Origin of the sequence: Rhodococcus sp. 008 (genome assembly GCF_001682295.1) — a bacterium.
In the GTDB taxonomy this organism is placed as follows: Bacteria; Actinomycetota; Actinomycetes; order Mycobacteriales; family Mycobacteriaceae; genus Rhodococcus_F; species Rhodococcus_F qingshengii.
This window is the reverse complement of the sequence record NZ_CP012749.1, coordinates 4,904,458-4,918,919: the sequence shown is the minus strand read 5'-3', so window position 1 is coordinate 4,918,919 and position 14,462 is coordinate 4,904,458. Positions and strand designations below refer to the sequence as shown.

Sequence of the window (14,462 nt, the reverse complement as noted above, 5' to 3'; positions counted from 1 at the left end):
AAACCGGTCAGCGTTCGACGAACCCTGTCAGGTCGCCCCTGGCGGTGTCCCAGCTGTCGACCACGAGATCCACCGTGCCCGGGGTAGTGCCGGAGCGCAGCATCTCCACCAATCGCTCGAGCTGCGTGCGTTGGCCTTCCGCCACGACGAGCACTCGACCGTCACGCTGATTGGACGCATATCCGATCAATCCGAGTTCGAGAGCGCGGGCCCTGGTCCACCACCGGAACCCGACGCCTTGAACGTATCCGTGAACCCACGCCGTCAACCGCACGGGCGCTGCTTCAGCCATGACGCTCAGCCCGCCACACGTTCGAGACGGTGAACGTCACCCAGGAATCCGGTGGTGTAGAGCGCGTTGGGATCCCAGCCCGGTCCGGCGCCGAACTTGACCGCAGATGTGAACGGCAGACCCGAGGCGATCTCACACGAAGATCCCGAATCAGGATCGACGCGAACAACTTTGCCGCCTGCATTGAATGCGACGTACAACGCGCCGTCCGGTCCGACGGTCAGATCGTCCGCCATGTTTGCCGGACCGACCCCGGGGAGCGTGATCGTTCGCACCGGCCCGCCCAGATCGTTTGCGTCGAGGATGTGGACGGCGGTGACCATGTCGAAGGTCGTGCTCACGTAGATCGTCGAACCGGAGCGTGCGAGGCCGTCGACGGTGCCGAGGTCTTCACGAACGATCGAACTGCTTCCGTCACTGTTGACGACCGTGAGCCCCGGCCTGGTGAGTGTGCGGGCAGTGAGGAAACGGTTATCGTCCAGCTGCACAAGCCCGTTCGGCATCACCAGACCGTCGGCGATCGTTGTCACCGACCCGTCTGCGACGTCGACCTTGCGGAGGCTGCCGTCGGCGATTCCGAACAGTCCCGAGACAGTCGAGTTGCCCGTGGTGAAGTACACGGATCCCTCACGCGCGACCAGACCGCCAGATCCGGTGACGTCACCGACCAAAGTTGTCCGTGTTCCGTCCGGCGCTACTTTCAGCAGTGCACCCGGCCCGATCAGAGCCGACTGCGACAACACCATCGATCCGTTGCCGTCGAATTCGAGGTTCTCGAGCATTCCGGCACCAGTCGCCACGACGCTCGACGTCCATGTGCCGCAACTACCGGCCGAGCGGTCGGCCGGGACCGAGGCCTGCGCTGGAGCACTCAGCGCCACAACGGAACCCAGTGCGATCGCAGCGACAACGCTGCCGGCGCGGAACATCAGGCTTCCGTGTCGAACGACAGAGTGACCTTGGTTCCGGCCTTGAGCGTGCGCCCGACCGTGCATACCTTGTCCACGGAACGCTCGACGAGAGTGATGAGGCGCTGCTGTGCCTCGGCATCCAACTCGCTGAGATCGAGCTCGAGGACCTCGTCGAGCTGCGGGTAGACCTCGTTTTCACGATCGGCGGCTCCGGACACTCGGACCGTCGCGTCGTAGTTGTCACCGAGCCGGCGCGAGATCGGGAAGTCGGAGCTCATCCCGGTGCATGCGGCCAGTGCAATTTTGAGGAGTTCGCCGGGCGTGAAGACTCCTGGCACCGATTCGGAGCCGATGAGAACCTCTGCGCCGCGCGAACTCTTGCCGGTGTAGAGGCGGGTTCCGGTTCGTTCGACCCAAAGCTCCGTGTGAGCCGGGGCGGTTGCAGTGGTGTCGGGAGTCTGTTCAGCCATGACGCAATCTTGCCACTCCGCCGAACCGAAGGGGTGGGAGACCTAGGCGATTCGCCGTGCCCTCGGGGTCGGCTGGCACCGCGGGCAACTGAACGACGATCGATTCATGAACTTCTCACGCTTGATCGGCGCGCCGCATCGTGGGCACGGGAGGTTTTCCTGCCCGTACGCCGACAGCGACCGGTCGAAGTAGCCCGATTCCCCGTTGACGTTCACGTACAGCGCGTCGAAGGACGTACCGCCCTGATCGAGCGCTTCACCCATCACCGAGTGTGCCGCGGTCAACAGTTCTCGAAGTTTGGGCCTGGTAAGCGTTTCGGCGATTCGGTTGCCGTGAATCTTGGCGCGCCACAATGATTCGTCGGCGTAGATGTTTCCGATTCCGGAGACCACCGTCTGGTCGAGAATCGCGCGCTTGATCTCGGTGTGCTTGCCCCGCAGGACTTTCACGACGGATTCGAGATCGAACGCCGCATCCATGGGATCGCGAGCGATGTGCGCCACCGACTCGGGCAGCATCGTTCCGTCGACCTCGACGAGGGGTGAAATCGACCAGCCACCGAAGGTCCGCTGATCGACGAATCGAAGATCGGCCCCGGAATCGAGGGCCAACCGAATGCGTAGGTGCTTTTCCCAGTCGACTGTCGGGGGTTGGACCAGCATCTGTCCGCTCATCCCGAGATGAACCACCAGTCCGACACCGGCAGGCTCGAGAACCAGCCACAGGTACTTGCCGCGACGCTCTGCCGAAGCGATGGTCTGCCCGGTGAGTTGGCCGATCAAGTCCTCGGAACCGAGAATGTGGCGCCTGATCGCGCGGGGATGGAGTACCTCGACGGCCTCGATCGCCGCACCTACAGCATGGGACTGTAGGCCGCGGCGAACGACTTCGACTTCGGGAAGCTCAGGCAAGAGTGAACTCAGCCGGCAAGATCAGGCGTGTCGTCAGCAGCGACTGCGGTAGCAGCGGCATTCTCCGACATCGTCTTCCATGCCGAACTTGCTGCCTTCTGCTCGGCTTCCTTCTTGGAACGACCGACACCGACACCCAAGGGTTTGCCACTGATGAGAACGGTGGCCGTGAATTCCTTGTCGTGATCGGGTCCGGTGGCGGTGATCTCGTAAACGGGAACTCCGGCACCGTGTTCTGCCGTCAGTTCCTGCAGACTCGTCTTCCAATCCAGACCCGCGCCCAGAAGCGGTGCGCGAGTGAGTAGATCGTCGAACAGATCGAGGACGACGCGTCGCGCAGTCTCGATGCCGTGCTGCAGGTGGATGGCGCCGAGAATCGACTCCATACCGTCGGCGAGAATGGACGGCTTGTCACGGCCGCCCGTCATTTCCTCGCCCTTACCCAGCAGCAGGTGTGCTCCGAGTCCACCTTCACCCAGAGTCCTGGCAACCTCGGCGAGTGCATGCATGTTGACCACGCTGGCACGGATCTTCGCCAGATCACCTTCGGATTTGTCCGGGTGGGACAGGTAGAGATTTTCGGTCACCGTGACGCCGAGAACGGAATCCCCGAGGAACTCGAGGCGCTCGTTCGTGGGCAGTCCGCCGTTCTCGTACGCGTACGAGCGGTGCGTGAGAGCCAGGGTCAGAAGACCGGGCTCTATATCTACGCCGACAGCGGCGAGGAGCTTGTCGTGATTGCCCTCGCCGCCGGCGGCTGAAACTGTATTTTCGCTCGTCATAGTCTTTCTCCGGGGAGAACTAGACAGCAGCGGTTACCTGGCGGCCCTTGTAAGTACCGCATGACGGGCATGCGATGTGGGGAAGGGTCTGCTCGCCACAGCCACGGTTGGGGCAGGTAACGAGGGTGGGCACAGTGGTCTTCCACTGGCTACGACGCGACCGCGTGTTGGATCGCGACATTTTGCGCTTGGGGACAGCCACTTCTACTTCTCCTCGGCTTCGGTGATCACAAGATTTTCGCTGGTGTTTGATTCCACGCCAAATTTGGCCGCGAGACCAGCCCAGCGAGGATCAAGTATGTCATGCCCATGCCCAGATTCCGCAATCGCCAGGCGAATGCCACATTCTGAGCACAATCCCAGGCAATCGTCACTGCACAGAGGCTGGAGCGGAAGCGCCAGCCCGACTGCATCGACGATGACCGGTTCGAGGTCGATTTCGTCGTCTTCGACCGCGTAGACCTCTCCCTCTTCCGTCGTCTCCTCGGTGGTGCTGTCCGGGTAAGCGAACAACTCCGTGAGATAGATGTCCACGGTGTCGGTGAAAGGTTCAAGGCACCGCGAGCATTCACCCTTGGTGGGTGCGTGCACGTTTCCGGTGACGAGAACGCCTTCGGACACTGCTTCGAGACGAAGATCGAGATCTATGTCCGCGCCCGCTTCGATCGCGATCAGATCGAGACCGATACGGTTCGGGGACTGAATTGTTCTCTCGACGGTACGCATCGACCCTGGACGACGACCGAGCTTGACCGTGTCCAGCAAAAATCCCGCATCACTTGACTGATGCGACGAACTACGACGATGCGTTGACAAAGAGAACTCACCTAACTGTTGAAACTGGTATGGGCAACCACTCCACAATACGGCAGCTACAAGGCAAATCCCAATTCGATCCACGAAAAAGTGGGCCGCCCCATATCGGACGACCCACCCTCGACTGACTTGTCTGCTCTATCGGCGCCGCTCGGAACGACGATCGTCGTCCTGGTAATCGGGAACTCCCGAACCCGTTCGAAGCTGTTGACGACCACGCCCGACCGACCGAACGGTCCCGGTAAGGAACTCTTCGAACTCGGCCAACTTGGTGTCCACGTACAGGTCACACTCCGAACGCATCCTGTCGGACTCGGCATGAGCGGCGTCGATCACTCGCGCGGATTCCGCGTGAGCGGACTGGACAACCTCGGTCTGCGACACCAGACGAGCCTGCTCCGCCGTTCCCTCCGCCACCGAATGTTCGTACGAGGCCTGGCCGGACTCGATCATCCGATCGGCCTCGGCACGCGCCCGTCCGGTGACGGCCTCGTACTCACGACGGCCGTCGGTGACGGTCCGTTCCGCTTCTGCTTCGGCGTCCTCTACCAACTGATCGGCGTGCGCACGCGCTTCGGCAACCATGCGATCGGCCTGAGCCTTGGCATCGGACAGAATCCGGTCGGCGTCGTCGCGTGCGTTCTCCACAGTCGAGGTTGCCTCGGCATTGGCGCTGCTGACCGTCTTCTCGGCGTTTGCTCGCGCGTCACCGACCAATTTGTCGCGATGATCGAGGACGTCCTGAGCGTCGTCCAGCTCGCTCGGAATTGCGTCCCGGACGTCGTCGAGTAGCTCGAGTACGTCACCGCGAGGCACAACACACCCTGCGGTCATGGGAACACCGCGCGCCTCTTCGACAATTGCGACCAGTTCGTCCAGTGCCTCGAATACGCGGTACACAAGCAACCCCAATCTCTACCGGCCGAAATCGGCCCACATCGTCACCGGTCCACTCGGACCTGTGCCCGTTCCTGTCCAAGTTTGCCGGAAGAACGGCCAACGGGGTGTCGTCGTGGTCGGTGTGTCGGGGATCAGCTGTTTTCGGCTGCTCGCTCGGCGATACGTGCGAGTAGCCGAGAATGCACTTTGGCCGGCAACATGTCGGAGACGTCGCCGCCGAAAGTCGCGACTTCCTTCACCAGAGAACTCGACAGGTAGCTGTACGTCGGATTCGTGGCGACGAACAGTGTGTCGACGCCCGTGAGCTTCTGATTCATCTGAGCCATCTGCAGCTCGTAATCGAAGTCGTTCGCGCCGCGCAGACCCTTGACGATCGCGCTGAGGCCTTCTTGTTTCGCGTAGTCGACCAACAATCCGTGCCACGACGTGACGCGAACGTTGGGCAGGTGACTCGTCGCGTCTTCGAGCATCTCGATCCGCTCGTCGATCGTGAACATGCCACGCTTGCTCTTGTTGATCAGCACGGTGACCACGACCTCGTCGAATTGCGCAGCAACTCTTCCGATTACGTCGAGGTGACCGTTGGTCACAGGGTCGAAGGATCCGGGACAGACGGCGCCAGTCATGAGTCCAGACCGTAGCAGGTGGCCAGCTCGATGCGGGCTTCACCGTAGTTCTTGGCCTTGATCGGCTCGTAGCCCTGAGGCCACACGGTCTCCGGCGAGCGCGACGATCGTTCGAGTACCACGATCGTGCCCTCCCCCACCCATTTGTTGGCCTGCAGATCAGCGAGCATGGACACGACAGCCTCGTCGGTTACCGCATACGGTGGGTCCGCGATCACGATGTCGTATTCACGCGCGCTCGGACCCGAGACCACGGCCGCAACCGGAGCGGCGCGAACCGTCGCCCCAGGCAACGCGACAGTGCCGATGTTCGCCTTGATGACGGCAGCAGCCTTGGCATCCGATTCCACGAGAACAACGTGCTCGGCTCCCCGCGAGAGCGCCTCGAGGCCGAGAGCACCCGAACCCGCAAAGAGGTCGAGAACCGCGCACCCTTCGAGATCGATGCGCGCTTCGAGAGCACTGAACAGCGCCTCACGAACCCGATCCGACGTCGGACGGGTGCCGCTCGGCGGGACTCGCAGGCGTCGACCGCCCGCAAGTCCCGAGATGATGCGTGTCACTCTGCGGCGCTCTCCCCCGTCGAGACGACTACCAGCAGGTCTCCGCCCTCGACCTGTTGGACGGCGCTGATCGCGATCCGAGAGACGACGCCGGCGCGCGGCGAGGTGATCGCCGCTTCCATCTTCATTGCTTCGATCGTGGCCACGGTGTCGCCGGCCTCGATCTTCTGGCCTTCCTTCACCGCGAGCGTCACGACGCCCGCGAACGGTGCCGCCACGTGGCCCGGGTTGTTCTTGTCGGCCTTCTCCGCCACCGGTACGTCACTGGCAATGGAGCGATCGCGGATCGAGACCGGGCGCAATTGACCGTTCAGGATGCACATGACAGTGCGGTAGCCGCGCTCGTCGGGCTCGGAGATCGCTTCGAGACCGATGATCAGCTCAACGCCGGGAGCCAACTCGACGCGGTGTTCGTCGCCGCGCCGCAAACCGTAGAAGAACTGGTTCGCCGAAAGCCGCGACGTGTCACCGTACTTCTCGCGGTGTTCGAGGAATTCCTTTGTCGGGCCGGGGAACAGCAGACGATTCAGCGTCGCCTGACGGTCCTTCGACGAGCCCTCGAGCAGCACCTCGTCCTCAGCGGACAACGTCGCTTCGGGCTTGGCCTGGCCACGTCCTTCGAGTGCCTTGCTGCGGAACGGTTCCGGCCAACCACCGGGAGGCGTACCGAGTTCACCGCGCAGGAAGCCCACCACGGAGTCGGGAATGTCGAACTTCGCCGGATCTGCGGCAAACTCCTCCGAAGGCACGCCGGCGCCGACAAGGTGGAGGGCGAGGTCGCCGACGACCTTCGACGACGGCGTCACCTTCACGAGATGCCCGAGCATGCGGTCCGCGTCGGCGTACTTGGCTTCGACCTCTTCGAACCGGTCGCCGAGACCGAGAGCAACGGCCTGGGTCCGGAGATTGGAGAGCTGGCCGCCCGGAATCTCGTGCGTGTACACACGTCCCGTCGGCGCCGGCAGTCCGGATTCGAACGGCGCGTACACCTTTCGCAGCGCCTCCCAGTACGGTTCGAGGTCGCACACGTTCTGCAGGTTCAGTCCGGTGTCGAACTCGGAGTGCGCAGCGGCGGCAACGATGGCCGAGAGCGCAGGCTGACTGGTGGTTCCGGCCAGTGCCGCCGAAGCACCGTCGACTGCGTCGGCGCCCGCCTGCCACGCGGCGAAATACGTGGCCAACTGTCCACCGGGGGTGTCATGCGTGTGGACGTGAACCGGAAGATCGAAGTTGCTGCGTAGCGCCGTCACGAGCTTGGTGGCCGCCGGAGCGCGCAGCAGGCCCGCCATGTCCTTGATCGCGAGCACGTGAGCGCCCGCATCGACGATCTCTTCGGCCAACTTCAGGTAGTAGTCGAGCGTGTACAGCGTTTCGTTCGGATCCGACAGATCGCCGGTGTAGCTCAACGCCACCTCGGCGAGGGCCGTTCCGGTCTCACGCACCGCGTCGATGGCAGGGCGCATCTGGTCGACGTTGTTGAGCGCGTCGAAGATTCGGAAGATGTCGATGCCGGTGTCGGTGGCTTCCTGAACGAATGCGCGCGTGACCTTTTCGGGATACGGCGTGTAGCCCACCGTGTTTCGACCGCGAAGAAGCATCTGGAGGCAGATGTTGGGAATCGCCTCACGCAGTGCGGCAAGCCGGTACCACGGATCCTCGTGCAGGAAGCGAAGTCCCACATCGTAGGTCGCGCCGCCCCAGGCTTCGATCGAGAGCAGTTCCGGCGTCAACCGCGCAACGTGCCCGGCAACTCCGAGCAGTCCGCTGGTTCGAACTCGCGTGGCCAACAACGACTGGTGCGCGTCACGGAAGGTGGTGTCGGTGACGCCGACGGCCTTCTGCTCACGCAGTGCCTTCGCGAAACCTTCGGGTCCGAGTTCGAGCAGGCGCTGACGGCTACCGGCAGGAGGAGGCGTCGAAAGATCGATCTTGGGCAGCTTGTCCTGCGGGTACACCGCCGAGGGCCGCTCACCGTGAGGCTTGTTGACCGTCACATCCGCGAGGTAGGTCAGGATCTTCGTGCCGCGGTCTGCCGAAGAACGCAGAGTCAGCAACTGAGGACGTTCCTCGATGAAGGAGGTCGTCACACGTCCGGCACGGAAGTCCGGGTCGTCGAGAACCGCCTGCAGGAACGGAATGTTGGTCGAGACGCCACGAATGCGGAACTCGGTGACCGCGCGGCGAGCTCGCGCCACAGCGGCTTCGAGGTCGCGACCGCGACAAGTGAGTTTGACCAGCATGGAATCGAAGTACGCTCCGACCTCGGCGCCGAGTGTGGCGCCACCGTCCAAGCGGATACCGGCTCCGCCCGGGGTGCGGTACGCGGTGATACGGCCGGTGTCCGGGCGGAATCCGTTTGCCGGATCCTCGGTCGTGATGCGGCACTGCAGCGCCGCGCCGCGAAGCTTGATCGTCTCCTGTGACAGACCAAGTTCTGCAAGCGTCGAACCGGACGCGATCTTGAGCTGCGACTGGACCAGGTCCACGTCCGTCACTTCTTCGGTGACGGTGTGCTCGACCTGAATTCGCGGGTTCATCTCGATGAAGACGTGGTTGCCGCGCTTGTCGAGAAGGAACTCGACGGTGCCCGCGCACGTGTATCCGATCTCCTTCGCGAAGGCGACGGCGTCGGCACAGATCTTGGCGCGCAACTCTTCCGAGAGATTGGGCGCCGGAGCTAGCTCGATCACCTTCTGGTGGCGACGTTGCAGCGAGCAGTCACGCTCGAAGAGGTGGATGACGTTGCCCTGCTCGTCGGCGAGGATCTGCACTTCGATGTGCCGGGGGTCGATGACGGCCTGCTCGAGGAAGACCGTCGAATCGCCGAAGGCCGATTCCGCTTCGCGTGCTGCGGCTTCGATCGATTCCTTGAGTTGTGAGCGCTCCGCAACACGGCGCATTCCGCGCCCACCGCCGCCTGCGACAGCCTTGACGAAGAGCGGGAAGGTCATGTCCTCGGCGGCTGCGAGCAACTCGTCGATGTCCGCTGACGGCTCCGAAGACGCGAGCACCGGGAGACCGGCGGCCTTTGCCGCTGCGATGGCCCGAGCCTTGTTTCCGGTCAACTCGAGGATCTCGGCGGACGGGCCGACGAACTTGATGCCTGCCTCGGCACACGCCGCCGACAAGTCCGGGTTCTCGGAGAGGAAACCGTAACCGGGGTAGATGGCGTCGGCTCCGGCGCTCTTGGCTGCGGCGACGATTTCCTCGACCGAGAGATACGCGCGAACGGGGTGACCCTTCTCCCCGATCTGGTAGCTCTCGTCTGCCTTGAGACGGTGGATCGAATTCCGATCCTCGTACGGGAACACCGCGACGGTTCCGGCACCTAGTTCGTAGGCGGCGCGGAAGGCACGGATCGCAATTTCGCCGCGGTTCGCGACGAGCACTTTGGAGAACATTCGAGAAAACTACCCCGATTTCATCTTGCGTCTACATGCGGAGTCTCATATTTCGGACTGAATCGAGAAACCAACCCGGCGGTCCTCGTGCTATTCGATTTCAGCTTGTCGTCATACCCTTCACGACTTCTCGAGGTACTCGATCCGGTCGGAGTCCAGGGCAGCGGTCACCATGGACGCGAGGGCGGGATGACCGTCGAGCGCCGGATCGGAGTCGACGATTCCCTGAGCGAACTCCCTGGCAGACTCGAGGATGTCTCCATGGGCCATGAGGGAAAGCAGCCGCAGATTCGAGGTTGTGCCCGACTGCGCCGCACCGAGGATGTCTCCTTCACGTCTGGTCGCGAGGTCGAGTTGAGCCAGTTCGAACCCGTCGTTGGTCGCTGCCACCGCCGAGAGCCGCTCGTACGCCGGCCCCCCGGGATTGCTTCCGGTGACGAGGATGCACAGGCCCTGGTGTTTCCCTCGACCGACGCGGCCACGCAACTGATGGAGCTGACTGACGCCGAACCGCTCGGCGTCGACGATCACCATCACCGTCGCGTTCGGAACGTCGACACCGACTTCGACAACGGTCGTACAGACGAGGACGTCGATGTCACCGACGTTGAACGCGCTCATCACCACGTCCTTTTCGTCGGAAGGCAGTCGACCGTGCAGCAACCCGACTCGCAGATCGGCCAGCGGACCACTCGACAGCTCTTCGAAGACGTCGACCGCCGACTTGGTCTCGGGCTGCTTCTCCTCGGTGAACTGATCTTCGCCTGCACCCTGCTCGCCGTCACCGATCCGCGAGCACACGACATACGCCTGACGGCCGTCGGCGACGTCCTCACGGATTCGTTCCCATGCGCGATCGACCCACTGCGGCTTCTGCTTCGCGGGCACGACACTGCTCTTGATCGGGGTTCGCCCACGTGGAAGCTCTCGCAGGGTCGAGACCTCGAGGTCGCCGAGCACGGTCATGGCGATGGTTCGCGGAATCGGCGTTGCCGTCATCACCAGCAGATGCGGACTCAGTCCTTCACGGGCACGTGATCGCAACTGATCACGTTGCTCGACGCCGAAGCGGTGTTGCTCGTCGACGACAACCATGCCGAGGTTGAAGAACTCGACGTTGTCCTGAATGAGCGCATGGGTACCGATGACGATCCCGGCGTCGCCGGTCACGGCTTCGAGCAGCGCTGCGCGCTTCGCAGCGACTGGCAGCGAGCCGGTAAGAAGGGCGATACGGGTGGAATGTTCGGCAGAACCGAGTTCACCACCTGCAGCCAGCGAGCCCATCATCTTGCGCAGTGATCGCGCGTGCTGATTTGCCAGGACCTCGGTGGGTGCGAGCAATGCGCACTGATAACCCGCATCGACGACCTGCAGCATCGCGCGCAGAGCCACGATCGTCTTGCCTGACCCGACCTCGCCCTGAAGAAGGCGGCTCATCGGGTGTGGGCGGGCAAGGTCGGTGGAGATCTCCTCCGCGACTGCTTGCTGTCCCTCCGTCAGAGTGAACGGGAGCATCTCCTCGAACTGGTCCGCGATCCCGCCGGCGACCGGAGCGCAGGCCGGAGCCACACGCTCGGAATTGTCGTGACGACGCATCGCGAGGACCAACTGCAGAGACAGCGCCTCGTCGAAACGCAGACGATCCTGTGCTCGTTCGATGTCTTCCTTGGTATCTGGCAGGTGAACGGTGCGCAGCGCCTCGTCCAAACCGATGAATCCGTGCTCGGCCCGAGTCTCGGCGGGCAACGGCTCCTCGATCGGATCGAGTTGGTCGAGCACTTGCCGCACGCACCGCATGATGGTCCAGCTCTCGACCTCGCGGGTCGCCGGGTACAGCGGGATCAATGCGCGGTCGAAGACGGACAGATCGAGTTCGGCGCCGGGATCCTGATTTGCGCGAGCCAGGCCCGCAAGGTCACCGGCTCCCTTGATGGATGCAAGCGGAACTACCGAATCCTCTTCGCCGACACGAGGTTCCGGGAGAATCAGGTAGCTCGGATGAGTGAGAGACCACTTGCCGCGGAAGTACTTCACCGTCCCGGAGAACATCGCCCGAACGCCGGGCTTGATGACGTGCCGCACCTTCTGCGGGTTGAAGAACGTGACGTCCACGGTCTGCGAATCAGTCGCCAGCGATACTCGCAACATCTGCCCCGGACGGTTCTTCATCTTCACGACGGCAGCCGACGCCACACGCGCGATGATGGTGATGTGCTCACCCTCGGGCGGCTCCTTCTCGGCAAGTTCCTTGCCTGCCGACGCGTACCGGTGTGGGTAGTGACGCAGCAGGTCCTCGACGGTGCGGATCTCGAATGCCTCGTCGAGCGCGTCCGCGGTCTTCTTTCCCAGCAGCCGATCGAGTGGGTCGGCGAGCGTCGCCATCAGTTCCTCCAGCACAGTGTCGCGGTAAGCACATGTGTTCGTATATCAGCAGTCACCGACAGACCAGGTTCGATCACTCCACACCCAACTGGAACAGGTCACCCGGCTGATCACCCTGATAGACGAGCACGTCGACGCCCGGGTGGTGCGCGACGACGTGCGCCTCGAGCTGCCCGGCCAGGTCGTCCGGCGCGTCTGCGCCCATGAGTAGGGTCACGAGTTCGCCACCGGATCCGAGCGCGAGGTCGACCAGTCGCGCACTCGACTCCGCGACGTCGGGACCGATGAGCACCACCTCGTGCCCCATCAGACCGATCGCGTCACCCGGATCACATGTCCCGACGTAGGTCAGCGAACGCTCGACCGCGATCCGCAACGATCCCCAGCGCGTGGCGGCCGCCGCCTCGGACATCGTGAAGCCGTCGTCGGCGACGTTGCGCTGAGGGTCGTGAACGGCAAGTGCTGCCAGGCCCTGGACCATCGACGACGTCGACAGCAGCAGAACCTGGTGAAGCGGATCGCGTGCAGCGGCACTGACTGCGACGAGTTCCTGAGCGGTCAAAGCTCCGTTCGGAAGCACCAGAACTTCGCTGCGTTCCATCTGACGAATGCGGCCGAGCAGTTGTGCGCGTGTCACCGGCGCATCGTCGCACCGAAGAACCGTCGCACCCTCACTCTCGAACAACGCCGCCGCGCTGTCACCGGCAACGACGGCCAGTACGCCGCGCGCGCCGGCCCCGGGGAATCGCCTCTCCGCCCGTGCCACCAACTGGTCGCGTTCGTCGACGAGAAAACTGCTGATGCGAATACCGTGAACCTTCCCGGCCTCGAGGCCGGCTTCCACGGCTGCACCGGCATCGCAGCAATGCACGTGCACCGACCAGCCGCCGAAACCGTCGCTGACGATGACCGTCGAATCTCCGAGGACGGACAGCCGCGTGCGCAGCGCCGTCATGCGATCGTCGTCGGAGTCGTCGACGAGGTACATGACCTCGAAATCCTGTTCCGAGTGATCACCACATTCGATCGGGCTCTTGTGAGCCCAATCGTGATCGAATGCGCTGACGTCGACAACTGCGCTCGACCTCGGGTCCGGCGTCCCCAGATCTTCGCGAACCTGCGGCTTCCCGGTCAGCACCTCGACAAAGGCGTCGAGGATCAGAACCAGACCGAATCCCCCGGCATCGACCACCCCGGCGGACGCGAGAACGTCCAGTTGCTCCGGCGTCTTGTTCAGTGCGATCGCAGCGGCGTCGGCAGCGGCGGCAACCACGGATGCAAGATCCTCGCCGCTCGGTGTCCTGGTGTCGACGCACTCCTGCGCTGCTTCTCCCGATGCGCGCAATACCGTGACGATGGTGCCTTCCACCAGATCGGAGACAGCCCGAGAGGCCAGCGTCGTCGCCGTGGTCAGCGAGTTCGCGAAGCTTCGGCCGTCGATGTGCTCACCTTGAACGCTCTCGGCGATGCCCCGGATCACCTGGGAGAGGATCACTCCGGAATTACCGCGAGCACCGGACACGGCGCCCCGAGCCAGAGCGTTGGCGACGCGGCCCGCACTGCGGACGTCGTCCTCGATCGTCTCGGCGGAATCGAGTGCAGCCCGCATCGTGAACAGCAGATTGGTGCCGGTATCCGAATCAGGGATGGGAAAGACGTTGAGGCTGTTGATCTCACCGCGACGTTTCTGGAGGCTGTCGACCGCCCGGCGGGCCCAGCGCCGCAGCAGATGTCCGTCCGCGACGGATTCCGCTTCTTCGGCGACGCGTTGCACTTCCCCCACTGACGGTTCCCCTCGACGATGGAAAGACTGACGATGAAAAAGAGATCGGTGATCGGTGCAGTCGAGGGTAGTCCGACGCTTCTGCGCAACCGTCATTACCGGGCGGTTTGGCCATTCGGGCCGGAAGCGGTTACTCTTACACGGTTGCCTCGAACGGGCTACACGAAATAATGCTGCACTTTGTTTGTTGCTGATTGACTGTTTTCACGTTCGGCTGCACAGTGAGCGGTCAAGGATCGGTTCGAAGTCGAGTATATTCGGATTGTAATTCTGGCTGCCCTACCGTGTAGGGTAACCACTTCAATATTCATTTCTAACAAGGAGTTCGCGACTATGGCTGCCGTCTGCGACGTATGCGCCAAGGGGCCCGGCTTCGGTAAGTCGGTCTCGCACTCGCACCGGCGTACCAATCGTCGCTGGAACCCGAACATTCAGTCTGTTCGTACCGAGGTTGCCCCGGGTAACACCCGTAAGGTCAACGTGTGCACCTCCTGCCTGAAGGCAGGCAAGGTCGCTCGGGGCTGATTGCCCGAGCACAAACTATTGCAGGCTCTGCCCCCGTCACTTCGGTGACGGGGGCAGAGCTGTATCTATGTGGCTGTATCTATGTGTCCCCGTGTTTCG

General features: G+C 63.1%; 14 protein-coding genes. 1 reads left to right on the top strand and 13 read right to left on the bottom strand.

Translation table 11 applies throughout. The annotated features are described in order from the left end of the window. Positions 1 to 7 precede the first annotated feature (7 nt). The 13 genes from AOT96_RS22895 to AOT96_RS22840 all read right to left on the bottom strand — a co-directional run bounded on the left by AOT96_RS22895 (position 8) and on the right by AOT96_RS22840 (position 13,838). Positions 8 to 292: an acylphosphatase gene (locus tag AOT96_RS22895; RefSeq protein ID WP_054187763.1), complete on the bottom strand. Its 285-nt coding sequence runs from the start codon at positions 290 to 292 to the stop codon at positions 8 to 10. A gap of 5 nt (positions 293 to 297) precedes the next feature. Beyond that, on the bottom strand, positions 298 to 1,221 hold the full coding sequence (locus tag AOT96_RS22890) for an SMP-30/gluconolactonase/LRE family protein (RefSeq protein WP_065352374.1): 924 nt from the start codon (positions 1,219 to 1,221) through the stop codon (positions 298 to 300). Then, positions 1,221 to 1,673 (bottom strand): OsmC family protein, encoded by a 453-nt coding sequence (locus AOT96_RS22885; protein ID WP_003942740.1) that lies wholly within the window; start codon positions 1,671 to 1,673, stop codon positions 1,221 to 1,223. The genes AOT96_RS22890 and AOT96_RS22885 overlap by 1 nt, the downstream gene beginning before the upstream one ends. 42 nt (positions 1,674 to 1,715) lie before the next feature. Next, positions 1,716 to 2,585 (bottom strand): bifunctional DNA-formamidopyrimidine glycosylase/DNA-(apurinic or apyrimidinic site) lyase, encoded by an 870-nt coding sequence (gene mutM / locus AOT96_RS22880; RefSeq protein ID WP_003942752.1) that lies wholly within the window; start codon positions 2,583 to 2,585, stop codon positions 1,716 to 1,718. Positions 2,586 to 2,593: 8 nt separating this feature from the next. Beyond that, positions 2,594 to 3,367, bottom strand: coding sequence for a ribonuclease III (gene rnc, locus AOT96_RS22875; RefSeq protein WP_003942759.1), 774 nt, complete (start codon positions 3,365 to 3,367; stop codon positions 2,594 to 2,596). 19 nt (positions 3,368 to 3,386) lie between these two features. Next, positions 3,387 to 3,569: a 50S ribosomal protein L32 gene (gene rpmF, locus AOT96_RS34840; protein ID WP_007729318.1), complete on the bottom strand. Its 183-nt coding sequence runs from the start codon at positions 3,567 to 3,569 to the stop codon at positions 3,387 to 3,389. A 2-nt stretch (positions 3,570 to 3,571) separates the two neighbouring features. Next, on the bottom strand, positions 3,572 to 4,132 hold the full coding sequence (locus tag AOT96_RS22870; RefSeq protein WP_007729319.1) for a YceD family protein: 561 nt from the start codon (positions 4,130 to 4,132) through the stop codon (positions 3,572 to 3,574). A gap of 189 nt (positions 4,133 to 4,321) precedes the next feature. Next, positions 4,322 to 5,083 carry a DivIVA domain-containing protein gene (locus AOT96_RS22865; protein ID WP_003942696.1) on the bottom strand — a complete coding sequence of 254 codons (762 nt, stop codon included), beginning with the start codon at positions 5,081 to 5,083 and terminating at the stop codon, positions 4,322 to 4,324. 131 nt (positions 5,084 to 5,214) lie between these two features. After that, the gene (gene coaD / locus AOT96_RS22860) at positions 5,215 to 5,709 is read right to left on the bottom strand and encodes a pantetheine-phosphate adenylyltransferase (protein WP_003942776.1); all 495 of its coding nucleotides are present in this window, start codon (positions 5,707 to 5,709) and stop codon (positions 5,215 to 5,217) included. Beyond that, a complete protein-coding gene (gene rsmD, locus AOT96_RS22855) occupies positions 5,706 to 6,272 on the bottom strand; it encodes a 16S rRNA (guanine(966)-N(2))-methyltransferase RsmD (protein ID WP_003942746.1) in 567 nt (188 codons plus the stop codon). Before rsmD ends, coaD begins: the two co-directional genes overlap by 4 nt. Further along, on the bottom strand, positions 6,269 to 9,673 hold the full coding sequence (locus AOT96_RS22850; RefSeq protein WP_003942675.1) for a pyruvate carboxylase: 3,405 nt from the start codon (positions 9,671 to 9,673) through the stop codon (positions 6,269 to 6,271). Before AOT96_RS22850 ends, rsmD begins: the two co-directional genes overlap by 4 nt. 120 nt (positions 9,674 to 9,793) lie before the next feature. Beyond that, on the bottom strand, positions 9,794 to 12,055 hold the full coding sequence (gene recG, locus AOT96_RS22845) for an ATP-dependent DNA helicase RecG (protein ID WP_065352920.1): 2,262 nt from the start codon (positions 12,053 to 12,055) through the stop codon (positions 9,794 to 9,796). 73 nt (positions 12,056 to 12,128) lie between these two features. Continuing rightward, positions 12,129 to 13,838 (bottom strand): DAK2 domain-containing protein, encoded by a 1,710-nt coding sequence (locus tag AOT96_RS22840; protein WP_065352373.1) that lies wholly within the window; start codon positions 13,836 to 13,838, stop codon positions 12,129 to 12,131. A gap of 333 nt (positions 13,839 to 14,171) precedes the next feature. Between AOT96_RS22840 and rpmB the strand changes: the two genes are divergently transcribed. After that, on the top strand, positions 14,172 to 14,363 hold the full coding sequence (gene rpmB, locus AOT96_RS34835) for a 50S ribosomal protein L28 (RefSeq protein WP_003942669.1): 192 nt from the start codon (positions 14,172 to 14,174) through the stop codon (positions 14,361 to 14,363). The last annotated feature ends 99 nt before the right edge of the window (positions 14,364 to 14,462 follow it).

Bases quoted from the DNA above. Each gene is read 5' to 3' on its own strand.
- AOT96_RS22895 (WP_054187763.1), bottom strand. From the start codon at position 292: ATGGCTGAAGCAGCGCCCGTGCGGTTGACGGCGTGGGTTCACGGATAC.
- AOT96_RS22890 (WP_065352374.1), bottom strand. From the start codon at position 1,221: ATGTTCCGCGCCGGCAGCGTTGTCGCTGCGATCGCACTGGGTTCCGTT.
- AOT96_RS22885 (WP_003942740.1), bottom strand. From the start codon at position 1,673: ATGGCTGAACAGACTCCCGACACCACTGCAACCGCCCCGGCTCACACG.
- rnc (WP_003942759.1), bottom strand. From the start codon at position 3,367: ATGACGAGCGAAAATACAGTTTCAGCCGCCGGCGGCGAGGGCAATCAC.
- coaD (WP_003942776.1), bottom strand. From the start codon at position 5,709: ATGACTGGCGCCGTCTGTCCCGGATCCTTCGACCCTGTGACCAACGGT.
- AOT96_RS22850 (WP_003942675.1), bottom strand. From the start codon at position 9,673: ATGTTCTCCAAAGTGCTCGTCGCGAACCGCGGCGAAATTGCGATCCGT.
- recG (WP_065352920.1), bottom strand. From the start codon at position 12,055: ATGGCGACGCTCGCCGACCCACTCGATCGGCTGCTGGGAAAGAAGACC.
- rpmB (WP_003942669.1), top strand. From the start codon at position 14,172: ATGGCTGCCGTCTGCGACGTATGCGCCAAGGGGCCCGGCTTCGGTAAG.